Origin of the sequence: Desulfovibrio inopinatus DSM 10711 (assembly GCF_000429305.1) — a bacterium.
Classification (GTDB): Bacteria; Desulfobacterota; Desulfovibrionia; order Desulfovibrionales; family Desulfovibrionaceae; genus Alteridesulfovibrio; species Alteridesulfovibrio inopinatus.
Window position 1 is genome coordinate 154,996 of sequence record NZ_AUBP01000017.1, and the last position, 23,311, is coordinate 178,306.

The window sequence follows — 23,311 nt, forward strand, 5'->3', positions numbered from 1 at the left end:
TCCTTTGTCGTGTAACCTCTCTATCATTTTTCTCAAAACTCTTGATATGTGGTTGAGGCTTGTGGGGAGGGACATTGTACAACGAACAAAGGAGCGAGTTATGTCGATCAGTGGTATCTCTGGTTCTTCCGCCTCTGGGTTCACGATGTCCCTGCAAGGACAACGCCCACCCAAACCCGATGCAAGCGATATTGCCAGCCGAGCCGTTACCGATCTTGATGAGGACGAAAGCGGGAGTCTGAGTATTGAAGAAAGCACACTCTCCGAAGAGGCTTTTTCCAGTATCGACACGGATGGTGATGGTGAGTTGAATGAAAGCGAACTCAGTGCGGCTGTTGAAGATGAAAATAGCGACCTGCGCACGGCATTGGAGAATGTCTGGGGAGCTCCGCCCGATCCCAACGCCATGGCGATGAATATGTCCGAAGGTGGTGAATCATCTTCGGAACAGATCACGACCCAGTCCAATCAGTCATGGTTTCTCGATAATGCTTCAGCGCCTTCACCGCGCAGGACGCGACATTAAACGTCGTTGCATCGGAAACGTGGAGTCTTTTGGTCTAATCGCCCACATAAGGCCACGGGACGAAGTTACTTACCCTTTTCCTGTATCATCAACCCCGTATCTCCTGAGACCGATCCGCCTTCGGTCTCAGGAGATACGGGCGTTTATCCTTCTTGAATGAGCTCTTCATAGGATTCTGGTTATTACTTTTGGCAGCCAGTAAAAAAGCCCCAGTGTTATCACTGAGGCTTTCGACGTTGTTGCCTTTGTTACTCACCTTTCTTTCCAGCCTCTTCGCTGGCGGCCAAAGCAGCCGCAGCCAAAGCCGCTTTGTCGACCGGTGCGTCCGACCCTGCTTCAGGCAGTTGCACCGTGACTTTTTTCGGCGCGAACTCAATGCCGTTCTTGGCAAAGTCTTGCTGGATATTTTTGTAGACTTCACGACGCAGAATAAATTGATCTCCTGGACGTGTTTTGAACTTCACGCGCATAATCAATGCGGAATCGTCAATTTCGCGAACGCCTTGCGATTTGAGTGGTGAAAGAAACTTTGGTCCGAGTTCTTCATCAGCCCCCAGACGCTTGCCGATTTTCTTGACGATTTTCCGTACCTTCTCCAGATCGGTATTATACGGCACACGAATATCAAGTTTCATCACCGCCCAGTCTCGGCTGTAGTTGGTAATGGAACCGAGAGAGCCATACGGGATGACCTGAATTTTCCCTCGTGGATGTCGTAAACGCAACGACCGAATGGATATGTGTTCCACTGTTCCGCGGTTGGAGCCGCTTTCCACGTAATCACCGATGCGAAAAGAGTCATCAAGTAAAAAGAAAATGCCGGAAAGAATATCCTTTACCAACGTTTGAGCGCCAAATCCGATGGCGACACCGGCAATACCTGCCCCGGCAAGAAGTGGGCCGATGTTGATGCCGATGGCGGACAGGATGATAAGTATTGTTGCCGAAAAGATGCAAAACAAGATGAATTTTTTAAAGAGGGTCAGCAGTGTGGTTTTCCGCGAACCGCCAGCGCCCATTTCTTCGGCTTCTTCTTCCTCTTCTCCTGGCTCAGGAGCAAGGCGTTTGTCGATGGCAGAGCGAATCCATTCCCAAGCAAAAAATCCGGCAACTGCCGTACCTATGATACTGAAGACGGCTTTAATGAATGTGTCGCCAAATTTGAAATCGAGTCCCCAAATGCGCATGAGCAGAAAGAGCAGGGAAAAGGCAAGGCACAATCGAAAACCAGTCTGAATAGTGATGGCGTGGTGATTGAATCGTGGCTTATCGTCATCGTGGTCATAGTCATGATCGTGGTCTTCATGAGGCGGCGGGGGAAGCGCCGACTTCAAGGTGTTCCAAGCCATACGGTCGAGAGTAATCACCGCGGGAACGCTGCAAAAGCTCAGTAACAATGTCCACCCCATATTGGGGACATTCATGATGGTGGCCGCGATTCGAACAAGCATCAAACCGAGGACATAGGCTGTGGCCAGCACATGCCAGGAATTGGCAAATGCCGGAGTGAAGCGGTCACGTTCCGGGTTCATTGCCATAGCGAGTATGGCGCGACGCCCTTTCTCTTTGCCGGCCCAAATCAAGAAGACAATAATGAAGCAGGGAATGATGACATTGATGATATCGAATGCATCAACCAGATTGGGGTTGATACCGCCGGATTTGAGGATGCTCTTTGCAAAACTGAGACAAGGGCTCAGGATGAATATAAACGCAATCCAACGGTAATAATAGAGGGCCGCCTTGTCAGAAATCGGCATGAGGCGGGCGGCTGAAGCGTTGGGCCCAAGAATAATGCGCAATCCCAACACGAACACTCGGATATAATAGAGATGCGGCAAAAAAAGAACGGCAAGATGTCGGGCCATGCTCTCTTTGGGAAGAAACCAGGAGATTAAAGCAAGAGCAATGCTGAAAAAGATGGCAATGGCGGCGCCATGCAGAAGGAGTAAAAGGAACGCGCGGAGATAATTGGAAAATGGATTTTCCGAAGGATAGGATTCGAGGCGTTGCCTGGCCGGACGGATAATCCGCCTGAAGATCCATTCAAAAAAACCGGCAAAAAGAAATATACAGGCGGCGACAATGAGCCCGGCAAAAATGGAGCCGCTGTATTGATCGGAAACACGCGATAACGCAATGCGCACTCCAGCCCCGGTATTGTTGATTGCGGCGATAATGGCATCGAGACGAGATTCGATTGTATCGCCGGTCTCATCAAGGTCATCAACGACCTCGTGGAAATATTCTTCGACGGTTTTGTCTGATTTCAGTGCCGGTATCTTCGTGGGCATTGGTTCCGGCGTTGCTTTTGGCGTTTCGGCCGCTTTTTTCGGGAGGACTGACATGGGGTTGAACGGCATGGGAGCGGCATGGACCGGGCAAAAAGATGCCGCCCACATGACAAAAAGAAGCAAAACAAACCCACCGACGCGTGCTGTACTGAAACGGGTATCGAGCATGATTTCTCTCTTTGTGGAGCATTGCGGCGCAATTGCGAGTTGTAGACAGATGTCGATTGCATAGCTGATTTGTCTTGTCGCGAAAAGTGCTTTCATTGAAAACACCTTTTGACCAGAGAGTACGGAAAGCCATGTGATTTCAAACTTGAAAATGGTCGTTGTCGTATCCGTTATGCCGCGACGAAGGAGGACGTATGGCAAAACAATCATTATGGAGCGCCATTAAGAATACATTCAAGACGACGGATCTTTCGGTCCCACGCCAATCCGTTACTTTGGCCCGGTTTCCTCTCGTCGATGTGGAGCGGGTTTGTGTGCCCCGTATTCGCAAATGTTTGCGTCGTGGTGATACCCTGCTGTTTGGGGCAATCGATGGAGAGTCTGGGCTTTGGCTGATGTACCGGGAAGCCCCTGTTGGAGCGGTCCCCCCTGAAGAAGAGGAACGGATCGCAGGAATGTTGTCGCAAGAGGTGCCGATTGAATGTCGAGTTATCGGCGTTGATCCCAATGGAGATGATACCTCGGCGGTGCGGGTCGAAATTGCATTTTTGACGTGATGTGTGGAGGGGCCTTGAAGGTTTTCAGCGTGTCCTATGACGCATGGAGTGAGCTTCAAAATGCTCCGTGACGGCGTACATCAGGCCGTGTGTGTTTTAATCGAGGCGACGGCGGCCATCTGGCTGGAAGCAATACACCCGAATTGAGGCGCGAGAAGTCGCGCCGGGGTTGTCGATCCGATAGTGAATGCCTCCTGTGGTGTCAAAGCGCGGCCTGCGAGATGTTCGAGAGCACTGAGTTCCTGGCCAATATCGAGATCATCATTGGAGGCGAGACTGTCCGTTCCCACACAGAGCGGGAGTCCGTGGTCAAGATACTGTCGAACCGGGGCCTCTCCGACGCCGATATACGCATTGGACCGTGGACACAAACAGACCGTGACGCGGCGCGCCTGTAACAGGGTAAGGTCGCGATTATCGACATGCACAGCATGAACGACAAGGGTGTTGGCGTCGAGGAGTCCGAGACTGTCGGCATAAGCGACCGGAGACATCCCCGGTGGCGTAAAATCTTTGGGGATAACCCGGACCCGCAGCATGTCGGCGAACGCGCCACGTCCTGTGGCCAGTGTTTCGATTTCGCCTGGATGTTCTGCTAAATGCAAGCTGAAAGGAAGGCCGGCAGCATTGGCGTAGGCTTTGGCTCGGCGCAGTGTCTCGGGATGGGTAGAGTAGAGAGCATGCCCGGCTGGTGCAAGACGCACCGAATCATATCGGGAAGTAAGCGCATGAAAACGAGCCGGAAAAGAGAAAGGGGTTTCGGGCGGCGGTGTAAATCCGAAAAATTCATAGAACAGCGTTGCATCCAGGGTATTTCGCGCAATTGCGGCGGCAACGTGTTCGACAGCGCGACTTGTAATATCGGCAAATGAGACGGTTCCGCTCTCTTTCGCCTGGCTCAATACCGTGTCCAGATGGACATCAAGTTCTTCAGGGGAAGCCGGTTTTTGTTGGATCAGCCAGGCAACCCATCCCTCAAATCCAAGCCCGCGCGGAGCCTGGCCACGAAGAAACGACAGTTCGAGATGGCAATGACTGTTGATGAATGCCGGTCCGTAAATATCGTTCGAGAGTTCGACAGGCTTGAAGGTATGCCGCGCAAGCTCTGCGTACGGCCCCACATCGGTGAATCGACCAGCATGGACAATGCAGCCCATATCTTCACGAAGACGGTCTTCTCCATGCATGGTGACGAGTCGGGGGATTCGGTAAAAACCGTCGGCAAGCAGCATAGTTATGCGATCCTCTGATTGGAGTGTGGGGAATCTGCTCCCTGCAAGGACATCTCCGCACCGGCGATGAGGGCAAAGTGTGGGTGCGACCAAGGGCGCATGGTTTTGGTCGTCAAGTGATGCAGGGCGTAAAGGGAGCGGCATTGTCCGCGGTGTCCGTACAGCATGCCCTGAAGTCGGGCGGGATAAAACAGGGTCTTAGGACCGGGAATGCGGTGAAGACGCGGCCTTATGGTATCGAACAGGGCAAGTCCGGCACTTTTGGCGGCAATTGCCGGATGGTGAGGACCGGCGATAAAAGCCGCCGATAATTCCTCCGTCGCTGCCAGTCCGATACGAGCAATGTGAATACGGGCGGCCCAGAGCCGAGGAAGAACTTGGCGTAATGCTTCCACGGTGTCCTCTTCCTTCCAGGGAACAAAGAGTCCTTTTTTATACAGCGTATGCAGACCGGTGTGACGCAGCACCAGACAAGGGTATATACGTATAAGATCGGGAGCCAAGCGAATCGATTCATCGATGTCAGCAAAAAAATGTTCAGGGGTGTGACCAGGAAGACCGGGTAAAAGTTGAATACCAAGTCGCAGGCCGGCATCTTTAACGAGCTGACAGGCGGTTCGTATCGTGTCGGCGTTGAGATGGCGTCCGGACGTTTGCAGGACGGTATCGTCAAACGTTTGCACACCGAGTTCGATGGTATCGAGTCCACACGGAGCGAGTTCAGCAAGGCGGGCAGGCGTAATGGCATCGGGTCTGGTGGAGCATCGGATTTTGGAAACAATGCCGTCAGCTTGAAAACCGGCAACGAGATGAAGAAATCGTTCCGGCCATGGATAAGGAAGCGCGGTAAACGTTCCTCCGTAAAATCCGACTTCCACGGGGGGGGCTGCGCGTCGGCGACGTTCTTCCAGTTCGGTTGCAATGACGGAAAGCGTTTGTTCCAAGGCGATATGGCTGGTTGCGGCGTCCGTTCCGGATTGCGCCGTCTGGTTGCAAAACAAGCATCGGCCAGGGCAACCGGCATGAGGCAGAAATATCGGGAAGATACGTGATTTTTCTCTTTCGGGCACGGGGTTATCCCACGCTATCACCCGTGGTGATGCGAGGAAAATGTTGAATAACCGCATGTCCTGCGAGGAAAGAGAACTGCATGATGTGAACAAACAACACCTTTTTTCCGTTTTTTTCTTGCCAAAAAAAAATCGCTTAGCTATTAGGTGGTTAGACTGAAACAAGATTGAGACTCGATACACCGAGTTTTCAATTCAGGCAAATACCTGTCCCTGTCGAGGGGGCCAGCTTGCTGTGTTCGAGGATCGCTGCTGAGAACGTCGAACAGGCCGCCATGAGGGTGAATATGAAAGATCCTGACTGTATTTTTTGCAAAATCGTGCGAGGGGAAATTCCCTGTGCCGAAGTGTATGCGACAAGCCGTGTTCTGGCATTCATGGACATTGGTCCCGTGATTAAAGGGCACACGCTTGTTATTCCAAAGGAGCATTATCCAACTCTCTTGGATATCCCGAACGATCTTGGAGAAGAGCTTCTGGACGCGATAAAACGCGTCGGCCGCGGTGTTATGGAAGCGACGAACGCGGCTGGTCTCAATGTCGGTATGAACAATCACGCAGCCGCAGGACAGGTTGTGTTTCACGCACATTTCCATGTTGTTCCCCGTTTCCCCGACGATGGTTTTAAGCTTTGGCCTCCTGGGAAGTACGACGATATGGAAGAAATGGAACGGCTGGCTGCTGCTATTCGCCAGCAAATCAAGTAGCGTCGAAACGACGTGGAGGACGGCATGAGCGGAAAAACGCTGACGAAAGCCGATATCGTTGACTACATCTATGAGAAAACCGAGCGCAACCGAGCCGAAGTCAAAGTGACAGTGGACAATTTGCTCGATCTCATGAAACAGGCCATCAAAAAAGATAGCTCACTGTTGGTCAGTGGGTTTGGTAAGTTTGAGGCCTACGCCAAAAAAGCCCGTAAGGGGAGAAATCCTCAGACCAATGACAGCATTATCTTGCCACCTCGACGAGTGGTGGTCTTCCGTCTCTCTCGGAAGTTCCGGGCTGAATTGAACCCTGACGAAGTCCTGTCCGATTCGTAGTTAGAAAGACGCGGGCTCGTCTAACCCACTGCGTTGTGGACGGAACGCTACCGCCTGGATTGTCTCTCGGAGAGTCCAGGCGGTAGTATCACGTATTGTGCAATGTCTTGTCTGTTCGAGCCTTTGATGAAGAGGCTTGGACAGTGTGGTGTGCGTGCTGACTCCCGGTTTGTCCATGCTATTGTGCAATGACAAAGGCGTCGGCAAAACGGGGTTCCAGTCTGTTGCGTGCGTGCTTGGCGGCGCCAAGACTTTTGAAGGCACCGGCATGAACCTGATTGTATCCCAAGCCATTGACAATGCCGTAGTGGAGGCGTGATCCGGTGTAGCCTGCTTGTCGGAGTTGGTTCAGGAGTCGGTCGGCATTGACTTTGTTACGAAACGCACCGACTTGAACATAAAATGGACCAGGAAGATCATCTATACGACCTCCCCCTGGAAGACTTTCCACGGTTTCCACGCGAACAAGGGCAGTACCGGTTTTCAGTACCCCTAGCTGGCTGGCTGCTCCGCGAGAGAGATCAATGATGCGCCCGGAAACAAACGGTCCTCGATCATTGACGCGAACAACCAGAGTCTTTCCGTTGTCGAGATTGGTCACGCGGACTTTGGTATGCATGGGAAGAATTTTATGGGCAGCCGTGATGCCTTCCATATCATAGACTTCGCCACATGAAGTGCGTTTGCCGTGAAAACCCGGACCGTACCACGACGCACGACCGACTTCGCTATAGCCTGAAGCATTCGAGAGAGGATAGTATGTTTTCCCTCGAACCGAATAGGGGCGTTGTGTGCCGGAACGGCGCACCGCCGTATTTTCACTTGTTCCACATCCAGAAGCAAGAAGTGTTATGAGCGTGAGAAGAATCATCCCATAACACTGTAGAATCGGCCAAGAAAATCTGCCGGTAAACCTCATGAATCCTTCCTTGCGCATGATGATGTATTCGTATATCGCACAATCGTTTTGTTGCTCAAATCGTCAAAGGCTGCAAGTTGTGATTATGGTCGCATGAAGACAAGGATAATGGTATTTCGTGGTCGAAGATAGCAATCGTAAACTCAAATCCCTTGTTGATTCCGGGGTAAGCGTAGAGCATCTCAAAATTGGGGAGTGCATCTTCACGTCGAGACCCCTTATCATCAGCACGGTCCTGGGGAGTTGTGTCGGGGCAACCCTCTATCATCCGCGGACCGGTTTTGCCGCCATGTTTCACGCAATGTTGCCATCTATTGAAAATGCCCGCAATCCCAACCAGCCCTGCAATTTTGTCGATAATGCGCTGGAAAGTCTGTTTGCTCGGTTCGAGCTCAGAAAGATCAGTGTGCGATCGTTGACCGTCCGTCTTTTTGGGGGCGGATTGACGATGTATTCAGACGAAAAGCGTCAATTCGGTGAGATATTGGATGTGGGACGAAAGAATGTGGAGATGGCGCGATCCATTTTGAGTAAACGCGGTCTTGATGTCGCGTGTGAAGACGTTTTGGGCAACCAAGGACGCAAAGTGTTGTTTTATACAAAGACGGGAGACACGTGGATGAAATTCGTCTCTAGCACACACAAGAATAGTTATACATTCCGCTAAATTTGCATTTCCTGCCTGTTTGGCCTCTCTTCTTCGATTTTTGAGAAAAAGTAATACTTTTTGACTTGAATCAACTCCTTCCCGTAGCCAGATTGCTATACCGGAATTACATGATGTCAACGACACATGAAGCACATGATGCTATGTTGATATCGATACAAAAAATTCCCCCGATGAGACCGCCTGCATGGTCCATCTGCAAGAACGCCACGGAAGGAGCGACCGATGAAAGTAATGCGTGATATCGTAAAAATAGATGAAGAGCTGTGTAATGGTTGCGGAGAGTGTGTACCTGCTTGTGCGGAAGGCGCTATTCAAATTATCGACGGAAAAGCTCGACTGAAAGCGGAAAAATATTGCGATGGCCTGGGCGCATGTCTTGGGAATTGCCCTCAAGGCGCTTTGACTATTATTCAAGAAGAATCCGATCCGTTCGATGAAGAGGCTGTGCATGATATGCTGGCCAAGGAAAACGCTGTGAATCCACAACCGAAAGCGCGTGGAGGATGTCCTGGATCGGCGCAAATGGTGTTTACTCCAAAACCGGCGACACCATCTGTTCAGCACGAAACGTCGGCTTCGGCATTGACGCATTGGCCGGTCAAGTTGCGTCTAATGAATCCCCAGGCACCGTTTCTCAAAGGGGCCAATTTGATGATCACGGCCGATTGCGCCACCGTTGCCTTGGCCGGTTTTAATCCTGGATATGCGGCCGGCCATGTCATCGCGTTGGCCTGTCCCAAGTTTGAAGAAGCCGAAGCCAACGCGGCAAAGCTGGCTGAGATCATTCAGGCTAACGACCTGACATCGCTTGTTGTGGTGGAGATGGAAGTTCCCTGCTGTCAGGCCTTGGATAATGTTATTTTAGCTGGTGTTGCTCACTCCGGAAAGACCATTGCCCTGGAAAAATGGGTCGTGTCCCGAACCGGGGAGGTCATTAAGAAAGGCCCCGTGGGAGAGCGACATATTTTAGGATAACACGCGAAAAATACGAATATTTGTCTTACAGAAAGCAGCCCCCGGAAAAAAATTTCGGGGGCTGCTTTCTGTTGTGATAGCTGTTTACCGTCACGGCACCGTCAGTGTTCATTGGGCGGTAAAGGAAAGATCGATGGGACTCTTGAATTGATGTAAAAATGAATTCTGCCGAGTGCAGACTGATTAAATGAGGTTGGTTAATAAGTTGACTCATGGTTTTCCTGATACCAAAAAATGGACGCGTCTGATAATAAAAGAAATTCTATATAATATGTGGAAATATAAATCAAAAAAAGGCGGAATAAATGATTCGAAGACGTATTCTTTCGTGGCTTGTCGCATGTGGCATTGTATTGAACGCTGGTATTGCATGTGCTGATTTTCCTGATGTGCCGAGTGGTACAATTCCTCTACATATTAAAGGATATATAACTACTCAATATGAGTCTGATGTGTATATATGGAGAGATACGTCAGAAAATATGTATATTCGATATGATCCAACGACATCAAAATTTTATATTGGATTATCTGACTGGACTGCTGCTCAAGATGATAAAACATGTATGATGTACACCATTGATGAGTATGGATTTAATTTTTATCAATATATAACATCATCAGTGACAACATTTTTTAAGCCTTCATCATCCTACTGCGGTATTAATTTTAACAATCCATTCTCTCTTCGCTATGATGATGGAACAGTATTTCAATATCCATCAGACTTTGGCAGTTCTGGACCTGATGAGCCAATATGTACTTGCGATGACACAGACTCCGACGGCGTTCCAGATGCATGGGACGAATGCCCATTGACACCTGCTGGAAGTCTTGTCGATGAGACGGGATGCCCAGGAACAATGAGCGTCATCGATAGTGACAATGATGGAGTCCAAGACTGTTGGGATCAGTGTCCAGATACGCCGACCGGAAGTCTTGTCGATGCGATTGGATGTCCAGGAACGACGCAAGTTGTCGACTCCGACGGCGATGGAGTTCAGGATAATTGGGATCGATGCACAGATACACCCGAAGGAAGCCTTGTTGATGCTACCGGTTGTCCTGGCTCAACACAAATCGCCGACTCCGATAATGACGGTGTTCAGGATGGGTGGGATCAATGCGCCGACACCCCAACCGGAAGCCTTGTTGATTCAGTCGGTTGCCCGGGAACGACGCAAGTTTCAGATGCCGACAACGATGGTGTGCCTGATACTTGGGACCAATGCGCGGACACTCCCGCAAAAAGCCTTGTCGATTCCACTGGCTGCCCCGGTACGCCGGAAACAGATTTGATGATTGTTCCTATGGTCATCACCAAATAGTTCTCTCGCATTTCGACGTGGGGCTGTTGTTCTGTACAACGGCCTCATCTCTCTTCAACGATGAAGGAAAAGCAATTCCGCGTTTAGTGCGTGCATGGGAAGAATTGAAAGTTTGATGTTCAAGATGCCATGCGGATAAAGTGAATATTCGCCTCACAAGAAAAACTGCCCCCGGAAATATTTTTCGGGGGCAGTTTTTCTTGTGATCTCTTTGTTTCCTGTCGCAAAAAGAAAGGAGCCAGGCATTAGTCTGGCTCCTTGAAATTTTTTGGCGCGCCCGGAGAGATTCGAACTCCCGACCTGCGGATTCGAAGTCCGACGCTCTATCCGGCTGAGCTACGGGCGCGCGGTTTGAGTGTATAGCAGTCAGAGAGATTCGTCGTCAACGGAGAGTTTCGTCGGTGACGTAAAAAATTTTGAATGAGCCTTCTTACGTGCTTTGATGAAAACTCAATTATTTCATGTTGTTGATTTGTGAATATGTGCGTGTTGTCTTCTCTTGTGAGTTGTTTGGGGAGATTTTCTTTTTTTCGATGAGGAGAATTATATCCTCATACCACATAAAAGTTTTGAGGAGATCGGTGTCGAAAGAGGGGAGAGAGGCGTCTTAAGTTATTGGTGTATGCTGTCATACGTGTTTCGAGCCATTGACAGACGATTTTTACTCGTTTAGACTTCGAGAAATGTCGAACTCTGAATTGTTGCTTTCCGAACAGGAACTGGAAGACGCTGCTCGCATGTTCAAGGCGCTCTCCAACCCACATCGGCTTCGTATTTTTATGGAGCTTTCTTCATGTTGGGCTGGGAATGTGGTCTCGAGTCCTGCTGAGAATTTTACCAATTGTCAGGGGGACTTTGCCGAACGTCTTGGTTTAGCACCGTCTACAGTTTCTCACCATTTCAAGGAACTTCGACAAGCAGGCTTGGTTCACATGAAGCGTGAAGGAAAAAATTTACTTTTCTGGGTGGATAAAGAGGCCACCGATGCCTTGCAGGCTCTTCTGAAAGTGTAAAATTTTTTGGTAAGTTAATTCGAAACATTTCGAAGTCTAAACATCAAGGAGCTTAGAATGAACGTTGTCACCGTACTGGGAAGTCCGAGAAAAGAGGGAAACTCCAGCTCTATCGCGATGGCCTTTACTCGCAAAGCGCAGTCGATGGGGGCACATGTTTCCGTGTACTACCTCAATGGAATGAATTTTCAAGGATGTCAGGGGTGTATGTCCTGCAAGAAACAACACGAACACTGTATACTCAAGGATGATCTCACCGCGTTATTGGAGGACATTGTTGAGGCTGACGCGGTGGTTATGGCATCGCCGATTTATTACCACACCGTTACAGGCCAATTTAAAACGTTTTTCGATCGTACCTTTTCCTTTCTGAAACCCAACTTTTTCAATCGTCCCGATCCCTGTCGACTGCCTCAAGGAAAGAAAGGGCTCTTGATTCTTTCGCAGGGGCAAGGAGAAACGGAATTTCACGATGTAGTCGATCAGTATCAGTACTTCATGGAAGCGTATGGTATGGGCGAGCGGCATGTCATTCGAGCCGTCAAACTTGTCGAATCGTCTTCCGCTGAGGATCGTCAACTTTATGTAGATGAGGCGGTCGCATTGGCGCAGACGTGGTGCTAGCCCCAGAGCGTCGTGTGTTTGCGGTGAGGTGAAGGCTCTTGGGCTCTTCCCTCACCGCCAATATCGTTTATGCTCGTCTTCCCAATCGTTCCATAAGCTCCAGCGCCATGGTGTAACGATTAAATGGCGGGATGAGGTAGACGCCAGCGAAGTGGGGCCAGCTATATTCAAGCAGTTCCCAGGCGATATCAACACCGACATGCATGCCGTTTTCTCCTGCCTCGTGCATTCGTTTGCGAATTGACTCGGGAATATCAATGCCAGGGAATTCGTTGTGGAGGAATTCGGCATTGCGCGAGCTGGCAAGGGGCATGATGCCGAGAAAAATCGGCGTTTTGATATGTGATGTCATTTCCAGGATGCGATCGACTTTTTCACGGGAATAGACCGGTTGCGTGAGGAAATAATTGGCTCCGCGTTCTATTTTGCGTTCCATGCGTCGAACTTGCAGTGCCATATTTGCCGTATTGGGATTGTACGCAGCTCCAATACAAAACGATCCCGGTTGTTTCATGTCTTCCCCGGAGGCGTTCTTGCCGTGGTTGAACGAATCGAGGAGTTTGATCAGTTCGTACGATTTCAAATCGTACACCCCGGTCACACGTTCTTCCCCGACGGAAGGGGGGTCACCGGTAATTGCCAAGATGTTTTGCAGACCAAGGGCGGCGAGCCCCATAATCACCGATTGCATACCAACAAGGTTGCGATCTCGGCCGGTCAGGTGGATGATCGGTTCAATGCCGGTTTTCTCCCGTGCAATAAGCGCGGCCGCAATATTGGAGAGGCGTGAAATGGCCAGGGGGTTTTCGGCCATGGTGACGGCATCGGCTCCGGCTTGAGCGAGTGCGTGCGACCCTTTGATCAATCCACTGAGATCCATGTGCTTCGGCGGATCGAGTTCGACAAGAATCATTTTCTTTGTGCCAAGCTTTTGTGCAAAGGCACTCTTGGTAGGTGCGGTTACCGTTTCAGATGCCTTGTGAGGCGCTCGGGCCGTGATAGAGATTCCCGGCTTGGCTTCCAGCGCTGTGCGCAGAGCGGCAATATGCTCGGCACTGGTGCCACAACATCCGCCGATCAGTCTGGCACCAAGGCTGGCGCACTGTGCGGTGACGCGGGCAAAATATTCAGGGGTGCTTTTATAAATGAGCCGGTCATTGAGTTGTTCAGGGAAACCGGCATTGGGAAAGACCGACAACGGACAGTCAATCGTCCCCGCATGAGAAAGGACATCAAAGGCGCCTTTGGGGCCGATGCCGCAGTTGAGACCGACAACGTCGGCTCCGGCTTGGCATAACGCAACGAAACAGGCTGCCGGATCACGACCATCCAAACTCTGCCCTTGGCCTGTAAAAACCATTTGCGCCACAACAGGAATGGAAACGGTCTGTTTGACCGCCTTGAGGGCCGTCAACAGGGTGGTCAGGCTGGAAAAGGTTTCCAAAATGAGTATGTCTACACCGCCAGCGACCAGAGCCTGTGCCTGCTCGATATAGATGTCTTCAATTTCTTTTGGGGAGGGTGCTATATCGCGCAATCGGCCAAGGGGACCAAGAGAGCCGGCAACCCAACGGTCTTCACCGGCGCGTTGGCGTGCAATGTGTGCTCCGGTTCGGTTGATTTCCTCGACGTGGCCTTCCAGACCGAACCCGGCGAGTTTGTATCGGTTGGCTCCGAAAGTATTGGTTTCTATAAGTTCGGCACCAGCATCAATATAAGCGTCATGGATGGAACCGACAAGTTCGGGGCGACTGAGATTGAACTCATCGAAGCACCGTGCCGACTCAGCTCCTTTTTCAAACAGCATGGTTCCCATGGCGCCATCGGCCAGTACAACTCGACTCTTTAGAATTGTCAGTATATTGTCACGCATTGATCGTAAAACTCCTTGCACGTTCTCATGGTATAACGACCAAGTGAAAAAAACCGGCTCTGCGAACAGGCCGGACGTAATACGAGCATACGACACTTACCCGCGGAAGGCAAAAAAGGGCATTTCGACAGAAATAAAAGTTTTGCTCGTTTGAGGCTTCCCGTCTACAGTGTTGAAAAAAAGTGGAGAACATGACCATGTCCGCTACGCAGTCCATGCTTATGGAGTCGGTCGGCATTGTTGCCGGCATGTGCACAACGTTTTCCTTCTTGCCTCAAGCGCTTAAGGCGCTGAAAACGAAAGATACCAAAAGCCTCTCTTTATCAATGTACTCGATTTTTGTATCGGGCGTATTTTTGTGGATAGTGTATGGGCTTATGATTGAGTCGTTTTCCGTTGTTGCAGCCAATGTTATCACTTTTCTTTTGGCAGGGATGGTCTTGTTCCTAAAAATTCGCCATGGGTAATTTTCATGTGGACATATTATGTCTTTTATGACATAAGAAATTCATCGCAGCCATAGAGATCGATGGTTGCCACCCCTCTTGGCATCAGCCTCCGAACAGCCTCCTAGCGAAAAGGTCCCTACCTCGGGACCTTTTCGCTTTTGTTTTTAGAAAACAGACTTTACATGCCGAGTGTCAAGTGTATTGTCCTCTCCATCGTGCGGAATTAATTTGCATCAACGCATCGATGGCAACCTCGTCATCGTTAAGGAGGAATCATGAAGGAATTGGACGCTATGCTTGCAACGTGGGAGGCGTGCGACGCGAAAAACGCTTTTTGCACAATCCGTGAAGAGTTGGAAAAAATGGACGACGTGACCTTGACTGTGAACGCTCGCCCTGGTGTCAGCTACTCCTTGCGTGCAACGCATAAAAACCAGAACGAAAGACCTCTTTTTGCGCTGGTTGACATTATTGACGATGATCCCGAGTTTCGGTGGCTTTCGGTCTGCTTTTATCAGGACATGATTTCCGACCCGGACGACCGCGGCGATACCGTACCTGGTGGATTGGCAGGGCAGGATGGATATTGTTTCGATCATGACGATAGCGAAGAAATGACGGGTTACCTTATTCAACGTATTAAGGAAGGATATCGTGCCGCGCAGGGTTAATACTGTGTTACAGCCTGTCGTTATAAAAAATAGCCTCAAAACGTGGTCTTGCTTGGATTGTGATTTCCATGCATAGTGCCGCAGGCATCAACTGCACCGCGTTGATGTGAAAAAAAAGCCGTGTCGTGCGTTGACGAATCAAAGGGCCTGTGGTAGTCGGACCCATCTTGTGAATCATTGCACGATCTCGTAACCGGGCATGAGTCCCGCAGAGAGGATTCACATGTTTTTAAAACGACCGAAAGACGACAAATCCCGAGAAACTTGGGATATGGTGCAGAATGCATCGGTCGTGGGCTTGCACCTCGTGTCGGCGACATTTGTCGGGCTGCTTATGGGGTATTGGCTCGATAAGTGGCTTGGCACAAAGCCTTGGTTGACAATTCTGCTTCTCGTTTTCGGTGTGGCAGCCGGGTTTAAAAATGTACTCCTGGAAGCCAAAAAGATTCAAAATGCGCAAGAAAAAAGCGCACCACCACGGGTAAACGACACCAATGGAACGGATTCTCAGTAGTATTGACAGCGCCTTGTATCGGATGGGTTACACTCATTCGGACGTGCGTTCACTAGTTCGCAATCAAGTGCTGATTGCGCTGGCGAGCAGCATTGGGTGTTTGGTGGCTGCCGGGATGAAGCCATGGGGATGGTCGTTCGCCGCCGGCGCAGTGCTCATCACGCTCAATTTCTTTTCGCTGGCCAAATTTGGTCAGCACGTCGTTACGATGACGACGAAGGGCGCGATCGCCTCCGTGCTCGTGAGGTTCTATCTTCGCCTGGGATTGACCGGAGTGGCGTTGTTCGCCCTGGTCGTTTGGGCGGGAGCCTCCATCACAGCGCTTCTGGCCGGCATTTCGACCATCGTGGCAAACTTCGTGTGCTGGGCCATTGCCCGGTACGCCGGTTCTAACGTGAAGGAGGCTTAAGGGATATGGCTGGTGGACTTCCACATCCGGTTCTTCTTGTAGAAGAAGGATTCAAACTCGTCGGATTGCCGGTGCCTGCGCATGTTGCGTATGCCTGGTTCGTCATGGCCCTGCTCATTTTCCTGGGCGTCATGGCTACCCGCAAACTGTCTATGGTACCGCGAGGAGGGCAGAATTTCTTCGAGTTCGTTATTGGCGGGCTAGAAGATTTTGTCGTCGCCAACATGGGCGAATCTGGCCGTAAGGTCTTTCCGTTTCTGTGTGCGCTGTTCCTCTTCATCATTTCTGCCAACGTCATCGGGCTTTTCCCCGGCATGGACTCTCCGACCAATAACGTAAATACCAACGCCGCCATGGCGCTGACTGTTTTCGTTTATTACAACATCTGGGGCGTCATCAACTGGGGGCCGGGCTACATCAAACATTTTATGGGCCCCTTCTGGTGGTTGGCGTGGTTGATGTTCCCCATCGAAATTATTTCTCACCTTGCTCGTCCGCTCAGCCTTACACTCCGTCTTTTCGGGAACATCCGCGGCGAGGAAATCGTTTTGATTCTCTTGTTCAGCTTGGCTCCGATCCTCGGTACCTTCCCGATGTACTTCCTCTTCGGGCTGGCCGACTGCATCCAGGCCTTCGTCTTCTTCATGCTGTCGATGATCTACCTGAAAGGTGCGTTCGAACACGCTCACTAAGCCGAATGAACGAACGATCATCGTCGTACACACCCATATAGGGGAAATGGTCCTAAGACCAACACAATACAACCTTTTTGGAGGAATCCACAATGCGTAAACTGCTTCTTACCGCCCTGAACACCGTTGCTCTGGTTGCCCTTGCTGGCGTTGCTTTCGCCGCTGAAGCTGCTCCTGAAGTTGTCTCCATGACTTCTCTCGCCACCGCCATTGGTATGGCCATTGCTGCCGCTGGTTGTGGTCTGGGTCAGGGCCTGGGTCTGCGCGCCGCCTGTGAAGGCACCGCTCGCAATCCTGAAGCTGGTGGTAAAATCACCGTTACCCTCATTCTGGGTCTGGCCTTCATCGAATCCTTGGCCATTTACGCCTTGGTTGTTAACTTGATCCTGCTCTTCGCCAACCCCTTCATTGGCTAAGACTTTATTGACAAAAAAATGGAGGTCGACCTTGTCGGCCTCCATTTTTTTGTATAGATTGTTCCTTCTTTCACATTACTCATCGAAACATGTAATAAAAAGAAACTATCGTGCCCCTCAAAAGCGAACATATCCCCAGAGCGACTATCAAGCGGCTTGCCCTTTATGTCCAGATTTTGGAAACGTTTTCTCGAGAGGGTGCCGAAGTCGTTTCTTCGGAAACATTGGCTAAGGCGTGTAACGTCAACCCCTCTCAGATACGCAAAGACCTTGCGTATTTTGGTGAATTTGGCGTCCGTGGCGTCGGCTATTATGTGAAGGATCTCGTTTCTTCCATCAAGCAGTCATTGGGTATCAATCGCCCGTGGCGCGCAGCGCTTGTTGGTGTTGGCAATCTAGGGAAGGCACTGTTGCGTCATCAAGATTTTAGACGTCGCGGTTTTCATATTGTTGGCGCATTTGACTGTGATCCATTTAAGATCGGTGAAGAAATTTCTGGTCTCGAAGTCATCTGTTCCCGTCGCCTCAAAGATATCGTCAAAGAAAAAGATATTGAGATGGGACTGATTACGACGCCAGCCGAGCGAGCTCAGCGGGCATGTAATTATCTTACGGAAGCGGGGGTGCGTGGTATTATCAATTTTGCTCCTGCCCGCATTGAAGCTCCGGATCATGTCCATGTTGAATATGTTGACTTTTTCCATCATCTCTACGCTGTTGCGTTTAACATAACGCTCGACAGACAGTCAGACTAGTTTTTCTCACCCGAGGAGCACTGCGGTGCACTCTCAGCGCATCACATACTGAGCGCTTTTTCATCGACTCATGCCGCGGTCATGCTTTCGAATTCGCCGCGGTATCTATCCATTGCTTCTTACCGTAAAGCGAATCCTTTTCTTATGATGCAACGCCTGAAACTCGTTCTCGCCTTTGATGGAACACGATATCAGGGCTGGCAGATTCAAGCCGGAACACAGGGGCGTACGGTGCAGGCCGTGCTTGAAGATGCTGTAGCCAAACTTGCAGGACAGCCGGTACGTGTCCAGGGATCGAGCAGAACCGATTCCGGTGTGCATGCGTTGGGGCTTGTCGCGCATGTTGATATCCCGGCAAACCGATCTGGCTTGCCATGGAGAAAAGCGCTGAATGCGCATTTACCTCACGATATTTGTGTGGTTGAAGCCGCTCCCGTGCCAGATACCTTTCATGCCCGATTTGGTGCCAAGCATAAGACCTACGCATACGTCCTCTGGCACGATATGGAGTTTGTCTTTCCCCAACGTCGAAAATATGTTTGGCGGGTGGGAAAGGTAGATTTTGCAGCCATGGAGGACGTTGCTGCCGTACTTGTCGGAGAAAAAGATTTCTCTGCATTTCAGAATCAAGGAAGCATTGTAAAAGATACGGTGCGAAAACTTGTTGCTGTCACGCGATGTCCGGGGCAAAGTGAATTTGAATCTGTTTGGCGATTTACCGGAACCGGCTTTCTCAAACAGATGGTGCGAAATATGGTTGGTTGTCTTGTGGCTGCTGGCAAAGGGAAGCTCTGCGCCGAGGATGTCGAGGCCATCTTGCTCTCAAAGAATCGAGCCTTGGCACCTCCGACTGCTCCTTCCAAAGGGTTGACCCTGGAGTCCATCGTCTATGACACGTCCCCCTAAACTTTCTCTGCGTGTTGTCCGATGAAGAAGACACGATAACTCTTCAATCTTGTCATCCAGCAAGGCGGGGCCGGTATGACTTCACGGATAACCGTATGGATATCTCTAACTTTTGGAAAACCGGGCAAATAGCTCCCCTGACTGAGGGGGAAAAACAAGTTCAACGGGAAATCGATGCGATTCGGAGAGTAGACCGATCGTTTGATCGAGAGCCTTTGTCTGCGCCGGTTACCGGGTTGACGACGAATCTCACCGCGACTCTCAGCCGTAAGTTATCCAACCTGGAATCCGCACTTTCTCGATTCTCCTGGCCGCAATCCACATCACCGTGGGCACAATCTCGCCTCATTACAAACTCCAGCAGTAATGGACCGGTGAAAGCCACTGTCCTGACGGCATCGCAAGCCAAGCCCTATTTCAAATATTTTTCTCGAGGATTTCAGAAAGACGATTTCGTCAATAGCGAAGAGGCAAGAACCTATAGCTTTGAAGTCCAACGTGGGTCCACAATAGACTCTTTGAGCGTTGACGCCACGGAATCGGAGAGTTGGGTCGATGTGCTCGATGATGTGGCCAGTGCCATCAATGGAGGTGATAGCGGAGTATATGCACAGGTCGTCAGTCAAAATACAGCGTTTAGCCTGGGGACTTCGGCTCCGGGGACGGGGTATATGCTTGCCTTATCGGTCAACCCTTCGAAAACGGATCAAGATGTATCGTTAGCAGACACTTCGGGACATCTGTTAGCCGACGAATTGAATATGCGCGAAGAGCGGAGTCCGATTACTCCGGCAAAACTTCTTCCATACTCGGTGTCGAGTACGCAGTTGGCAAAACCTACAACATATGCTTCCAGTGTTTTTGATCGTGAGGGCGATACCACGTTAGATATCGGTCGCTATGATTTCGGCATTAGTCTTAATGATACTGATGCGCGTACATCGTATATTTCGGATGTGTTCGATCCGGAAGAAACCTCCACAGTGGCCGCTGGAACCTATGATTTTTCCTTTACGCTCGGTGACGAGACACGCACGGTTGCGCTTGAAATCGGTGCCAATGCGTCCTGGGGAGATATTCTCCGACAAGTGTCCGGTGCGATTAATGCCGAAGCGGCCTATGCGCTGACGACAACGGGAAATTCTGGACCCCTGACCAGTTATAATACGTCATTTCCCATGCCTGGGGTCGACGCCGAATTGAAAGATGCCAACATTCCGTCTTCCACCACGGAATTCAGTTTTAGCGATGGTCAGGTGCTCGACATCCATACTGTCGACCCGTTTCTTGGTGAAGACTTCAGTTTGACAGATGGATCGGGAGGATTGCTGAGCACTCTTGGATTGACTGATCCTATTTATGGTGAAACCGCGCATATTACGGTGCAGGCCGGGTGGACTTGGGAGGATGTTCTTGATGCTGTGAGCCGTTCAGCAATGAACACCTCTGATCAAATTGCGGGCCAACTTCTCGATATCACCCAACGTAGCGAGTTGATTACGGATCATACCGTCTACTTTGACAATGCCATCTCTTTGGAATTGAGTCTTCTCGATGCAAAGATCGGCCAACGACTTGGCCTGGATGATGGTGGCTCCGGTTTTTTGAGTAGTCTCGGACTCGATGTCAAACAACCAGGGCAAGATGGGAATCTCTTTGTGAACGGGGAGGAATATACGTCATCAAATAACGTCTATTCGCAGGATTCCGGACGCGTTGTGTTCGAAGTTGAAGATGAATTCGCTGGCGGACTTCCCATGACTGTGGTCAAGGGAATTAATGGCTTGGAAGCGCAAGTCAATGACATTGTAACGGCAATGAACGATCTCAATGGATTTCTTTCTGTCAATACAGCCAATTTCAAATCCGGCTTGAGTTCGACACTGAATGATCCTATTTCTTCCAATATGTCCGGTCTTTCACAGCTCGGGTTTGTGCAGTCGGAAAAGAATAAGACGCTTTGGGTTGGTTTTGAAAAACTTTGGCAAGGGTTGTCGCAGTATCCGGCCGAAGCGCGTGAAACGCTGTGGGATGAGCCGAATGGATTGGTCCCTGCGTTGACCTCCACCATTGAAGATGTTCGTTCAGTGGGGCTTGAGTCGTTTCTTATTCCCCAAACAACGTTTATATCGGCAACCCGCTTGCCACAGACTGAAAACGACCTGGCAAAACGATCACGGTTGGTTGATTTGTTGGGGTAGAGTGTGAAGATCAATAGAAATCATTGAGAGATCTTCCTCCCATGGGGATGCTGCGGCTCGTCGCTCAATGCGTGATGTTCGGTTGCGCAGTATTGGGACTGACTTCCACACGATTACGACCGCTGTTTTTCGCTCGGTAGAGGGCCGTATCGGCACGCTCAAGAAGCTGGTCGAATGTCGCTCCTTGATGCTGCGCAACACCGAAGCTTGCGGTAATATGTTGATTTTCAGGGAAATGATGCGCAGCAAGGTTCTGACGAATTTTTTCTGTGACAAGGCAGGCGTCTTCAAGGCAAGTTTCCGGCATACATAACGCGAATTCTTCCCCTCCTATGCGTGCAACAATGTCGGATTTTCGCACTGAGGATCGGATAACAAAGGCGAATTCTTTCAAAACACGATCCCCCATCACGTGTCCCAAGGTGTCATTGATTCTTTTGAAATAATCGATATCAATCATGACCAGGGACAGGGGTTTATCGTAGCGGTTGCTTTGTGCCAACGCCAAACCGACTGTTTCGACAAAAGCGCGTCTATTGGAGAGGCCGGTCAATTCATCTTTGATAGCAAGGTCATGAATCTGTTGGAAACTGGAGCGTAACTTTTGGCGCATCGTTTCAAAGGTTTTCCCCAGGTTCGTCAATTCATCGGAGCCTTGCCAGGTAAATGCGACTTCCAAGTGACCAGCGGAAAGAATTTGTGCCTGTCGTGTCAAACAATTAATGGGGCGGAGAATCTTGAAGTAAATAGCCGGGACCACGACTGCAAGACCTCCCATGAGCATGGCAAGGAAGAGAATCAATATATTTACTTGTTCACGATCCAACTTGTCAAAAAAATACTCGCGATCAATCGTCACTTTTACATATCCAATCTCTTCGCCTCCAGCGACAATATCTTTTTGGAGTGTGAGCGGATACGCATCAGGATCAATGGGCTGTTTGTCCAATTGGACAAGAAACATGTCGTACAGTGACGAAAAAACTTCAATTTGCAATACGCGCGGGTCGTGAATGATGACTTTAGCGGCATTTTGCGCGTCGTTCGGAGAGAATGAAAGGAGGGCATCTTCAACACTAAGTGATAAAAAATTTACTGTATTGCTGTGAAATCTCTCGAGTTCGGATTCAATGCGTCCTCGTTCAACAAACCAAGAATATGTTAACCCGGCGGATAAGGGAATTAAAAAACCAAGGATAAGGGCTGCCGCAATGAATGATGCGATCCCGGTAAACTTTGTTTTCATAAATTTCAACATCGCTACTCTTTGGCGAGAGTCTGCCTGCTGGTCGCTAGGGGCAGCTATTATCAGTCACATAATCGTGTATGTGGATTTCTCCCAAAGCAATTTTACTTCTGAGAGTTTCAATACGCTGGCGCATATCGTCTGTGACGAGATTGGCATTGTTTTCATCAAAAATAAGCCCGATGGCATTTTGTACAATACCAAAGTGCTTGATGTTATCACGCCAGACTCCTCGCCAGGCATGCATAAGGGCGGCGTAGACAACTTGGTCGGTGCGTTTGATCATCGACGTCAGCACATAACCGGGAAAGAGACCATTTTGATTGCGATCAACCCCGATGCCGAGTTTCCCTCGCTTGGCTGCGGCCTCAAGAACAGCCGGACCGGCACCGCCTGCAGCCTGATAAATAGTCGAGCCTGAAAAAACCGTTTTAGCGCCTATGTGATGCTTGCCGCCGGTCTCTGGTTCGCGCCTCCTCCGAGGAGCAGAAACGCCAGGAGCGCAAAAAGACTTCCCAGCTTCCGCATCAGCTTTCTGAGATTGAACGCCGCACATGCCATGAACAGATTGATGGTGTCCCCGACCGCGCCCTTGAGGTAGCTCCGCGCCATGCGGTGGTCGTGCTTGAGATGGCCGATCACCGGCTCGATGCCTGCTCGACGGCGGAAGCGTTGCCGGGCCTTCTGGCGCTGATGTCGCGAGTCTTTCTTCTTCGGCGGCTTCGGGATGAGGATTTGTGTATCTCCAACCTGTTTTAGG

General features: G+C 50.2%; 26 protein-coding genes and 1 tRNA gene. 18 read left to right on the forward strand and 9 right to left on the reverse strand.

Translation table 11 applies throughout. The annotated features are described in order from the left end of the window. Positions 1 to 100: 100 nt before the first annotated feature. Positions 101 to 526, forward strand: coding sequence for an EF-hand domain-containing protein (locus G451_RS0112280; protein ID WP_027184498.1), 426 nt, complete (start codon positions 101 to 103; stop codon positions 524 to 526). Positions 527 to 774: 248 nt separating this feature from the next. Here the strand turns inward: G451_RS0112280 and G451_RS29125 are convergent, their stop codons facing one another. Then, entirely contained in the window at positions 775 to 2,988 is a 2,214-nt protein-coding gene (locus G451_RS29125; protein WP_051261436.1) for a mechanosensitive ion channel family protein, read from the reverse strand. A 194-nt stretch (positions 2,989 to 3,182) separates the two neighbouring features. Between G451_RS29125 and G451_RS0112295 the strand changes: the two genes are divergently transcribed. Then, the gene (locus G451_RS0112295; RefSeq protein WP_027184499.1) at positions 3,183 to 3,545 is read left to right on the forward strand and encodes a hypothetical protein; all 363 of its coding nucleotides are present in this window, start codon (positions 3,183 to 3,185) and stop codon (positions 3,543 to 3,545) included. Between the two features lie 80 nt (positions 3,546 to 3,625). Here G451_RS0112295 and G451_RS29130 read toward each other — a convergent pair whose 3' ends face one another. After that, a complete protein-coding gene (locus G451_RS29130; protein ID WP_051261437.1) occupies positions 3,626 to 4,777 on the reverse strand; it encodes an amidohydrolase family protein in 1,152 nt (383 codons plus the stop codon). A 2-nt stretch (positions 4,778 to 4,779) separates the two neighbouring features. Then, on the reverse strand, positions 4,780 to 5,847 hold the full coding sequence (locus G451_RS29135) for an elongator complex protein 3 (protein ID WP_051261438.1): 1,068 nt from the start codon (positions 5,845 to 5,847) through the stop codon (positions 4,780 to 4,782). Between the two features lie 287 nt (positions 5,848 to 6,134). Between G451_RS29135 and G451_RS0112310 the strand changes: the two genes are divergently transcribed. Together G451_RS0112310 and G451_RS0112315 are read left to right on the forward strand one after the other, a co-directional pair. After that, positions 6,135 to 6,554, forward strand: coding sequence for an HIT family protein (locus G451_RS0112310; RefSeq protein ID WP_027184500.1), 420 nt, complete (start codon positions 6,135 to 6,137; stop codon positions 6,552 to 6,554). Positions 6,555 to 6,578: 24 nt separating this feature from the next. Then, positions 6,579 to 6,890, forward strand: a complete 312-nt coding sequence (locus tag G451_RS0112315; protein ID WP_027184501.1) for an integration host factor subunit alpha — start codon at positions 6,579 to 6,581, stop codon at positions 6,888 to 6,890. A 178-nt stretch (positions 6,891 to 7,068) separates the two neighbouring features. Here the strand turns inward: G451_RS0112315 and G451_RS35190 are convergent, their stop codons facing one another. Beyond that, a complete protein-coding gene (locus G451_RS35190) occupies positions 7,069 to 7,809 on the reverse strand; it encodes a septal ring lytic transglycosylase RlpA family protein (protein WP_034642019.1) in 741 nt (246 codons plus the stop codon). A gap of 118 nt (positions 7,810 to 7,927) precedes the next feature. Between G451_RS35190 and G451_RS29140 the strand changes: the two genes are divergently transcribed. The 3 genes from G451_RS29140 (at position 7,928) to G451_RS32735 (ending at position 10,782) form a co-directional block, all read left to right on the forward strand. Then, positions 7,928 to 8,476, forward strand: a complete 549-nt coding sequence (locus G451_RS29140) for a chemotaxis protein CheD (RefSeq protein WP_051261439.1) — start codon at positions 7,928 to 7,930, stop codon at positions 8,474 to 8,476. A 225-nt stretch (positions 8,477 to 8,701) separates the two neighbouring features. Further along, positions 8,702 to 9,454 carry an ATP-binding protein gene (locus G451_RS0112330; RefSeq protein WP_027184503.1) on the forward strand — a complete coding sequence of 251 codons (753 nt, stop codon included), beginning with the start codon at positions 8,702 to 8,704 and terminating at the stop codon, positions 9,452 to 9,454. Positions 9,455 to 9,759: 305 nt separating this feature from the next. Next, complete coding sequence (locus G451_RS32735) at positions 9,760 to 10,782, forward strand: thrombospondin type 3 repeat-containing protein (RefSeq protein WP_051261440.1); 1,023 nt, start codon at positions 9,760 to 9,762, stop codon at positions 10,780 to 10,782. Positions 10,783 to 11,051: 269 nt separating this feature from the next. Here the strand turns inward: G451_RS32735 and G451_RS0112345 are convergent. Continuing rightward, positions 11,052 to 11,128: transfer RNA gene (locus G451_RS0112345), tRNA-Arg, on the reverse strand. Positions 11,129 to 11,465: 337 nt separating this feature from the next. On the opposite strand from G451_RS0112345, the gene G451_RS0112350 reads away from it, so the two are divergent. Both G451_RS0112350 and G451_RS0112355 read left to right on the forward strand, forming a co-directional pair. Continuing rightward, positions 11,466 to 11,795 carry an ArsR/SmtB family transcription factor gene (locus G451_RS0112350; RefSeq protein ID WP_027184504.1) on the forward strand — a complete coding sequence of 110 codons (330 nt, stop codon included), beginning with the start codon at positions 11,466 to 11,468 and terminating at the stop codon, positions 11,793 to 11,795. 57 nt (positions 11,796 to 11,852) lie between these two features. After that, positions 11,853 to 12,419, forward strand: coding sequence for a flavodoxin family protein (locus G451_RS0112355; protein WP_027184505.1), 567 nt, complete (start codon positions 11,853 to 11,855; stop codon positions 12,417 to 12,419). A 67-nt stretch (positions 12,420 to 12,486) separates the two neighbouring features. Here the strand turns inward: G451_RS0112355 and G451_RS0112360 are convergent, their stop codons facing one another. Continuing rightward, a complete protein-coding gene (locus G451_RS0112360) occupies positions 12,487 to 14,292 on the reverse strand; it encodes a bifunctional homocysteine S-methyltransferase/methylenetetrahydrofolate reductase (protein WP_027184506.1) in 1,806 nt (601 codons plus the stop codon). A 197-nt stretch (positions 14,293 to 14,489) separates the two neighbouring features. Between G451_RS0112360 and G451_RS0112365 the strand changes: the two genes are divergently transcribed. From G451_RS0112365 to G451_RS0112405, 9 genes are all read left to right on the forward strand, one after another. Beyond that, positions 14,490 to 14,759, forward strand: a complete 270-nt coding sequence (locus tag G451_RS0112365) for a SemiSWEET transporter (protein WP_211236348.1) — start codon at positions 14,490 to 14,492, stop codon at positions 14,757 to 14,759. A 257-nt stretch (positions 14,760 to 15,016) separates the two neighbouring features. Beyond that, positions 15,017 to 15,412: a hypothetical protein gene (locus G451_RS0112370; protein WP_027184508.1), complete on the forward strand. Its 396-nt coding sequence runs from the start codon at positions 15,017 to 15,019 to the stop codon at positions 15,410 to 15,412. A gap of 223 nt (positions 15,413 to 15,635) precedes the next feature. Then, complete coding sequence (locus G451_RS29150) at positions 15,636 to 15,926, forward strand: AtpZ/AtpI family protein (protein WP_051261441.1); 291 nt, start codon at positions 15,636 to 15,638, stop codon at positions 15,924 to 15,926. After that, positions 15,907 to 16,335: an ATP synthase subunit I gene (locus G451_RS0112380; RefSeq protein WP_027184509.1), complete on the forward strand. Its 429-nt coding sequence runs from the start codon at positions 15,907 to 15,909 to the stop codon at positions 16,333 to 16,335. The genes G451_RS29150 and G451_RS0112380 overlap by 20 nt, the downstream gene beginning before the upstream one ends. 5 nt (positions 16,336 to 16,340) lie before the next feature. After that, positions 16,341 to 17,027 (forward strand): F0F1 ATP synthase subunit A, encoded by a 687-nt coding sequence (gene atpB / locus G451_RS0112385; protein WP_027184510.1) that lies wholly within the window; start codon positions 16,341 to 16,343, stop codon positions 17,025 to 17,027. Between the two features lie 92 nt (positions 17,028 to 17,119). After that, positions 17,120 to 17,443: an ATP synthase F0 subunit C gene (atpE, locus tag G451_RS0112390; RefSeq protein ID WP_027184511.1), complete on the forward strand. Its 324-nt coding sequence runs from the start codon at positions 17,120 to 17,122 to the stop codon at positions 17,441 to 17,443. Between the two features lie 107 nt (positions 17,444 to 17,550). After that, positions 17,551 to 18,198 (forward strand): redox-sensing transcriptional repressor Rex, encoded by a 648-nt coding sequence (locus tag G451_RS0112395; RefSeq protein WP_169727874.1) that lies wholly within the window; start codon positions 17,551 to 17,553, stop codon positions 18,196 to 18,198. A gap of 81 nt (positions 18,199 to 18,279) precedes the next feature. After that, on the forward strand, positions 18,280 to 19,104 hold the full coding sequence (truA, locus tag G451_RS0112400) for a tRNA pseudouridine(38-40) synthase TruA (RefSeq protein ID WP_342663759.1): 825 nt from the start codon (positions 18,280 to 18,282) through the stop codon (positions 19,102 to 19,104). 95 nt (positions 19,105 to 19,199) lie between these two features. Next, on the forward strand, positions 19,200 to 21,305 hold the full coding sequence (locus G451_RS0112405) for a hypothetical protein (protein ID WP_027184514.1): 2,106 nt from the start codon (positions 19,200 to 19,202) through the stop codon (positions 21,303 to 21,305). 64 nt (positions 21,306 to 21,369) lie between these two features. On the opposite strand, the gene G451_RS0112410 is transcribed toward G451_RS0112405, so the two are convergent. The 3 genes from G451_RS0112410 to G451_RS33660 all read right to left on the reverse strand — a co-directional run. Further along, positions 21,370 to 22,563: a GGDEF domain-containing protein gene (locus G451_RS0112410; RefSeq protein ID WP_027184515.1), complete on the reverse strand. Its 1,194-nt coding sequence runs from the start codon at positions 22,561 to 22,563 to the stop codon at positions 21,370 to 21,372. Between the two features lie 34 nt (positions 22,564 to 22,597). Beyond that, on the reverse strand, positions 22,598 to 23,107 hold the full coding sequence (locus G451_RS29155; protein WP_051261442.1) for a BMP family lipoprotein: 510 nt from the start codon (positions 23,105 to 23,107) through the stop codon (positions 22,598 to 22,600). Beyond that, positions 22,990 to 23,311, reverse strand: a 322-nt coding sequence (locus G451_RS33660) for a transposase (protein ID WP_027185300.1), incomplete at its 5' end; no start/stop codon positions are given. The genes G451_RS33660 and G451_RS29155, both read right to left, overlap by 118 nt.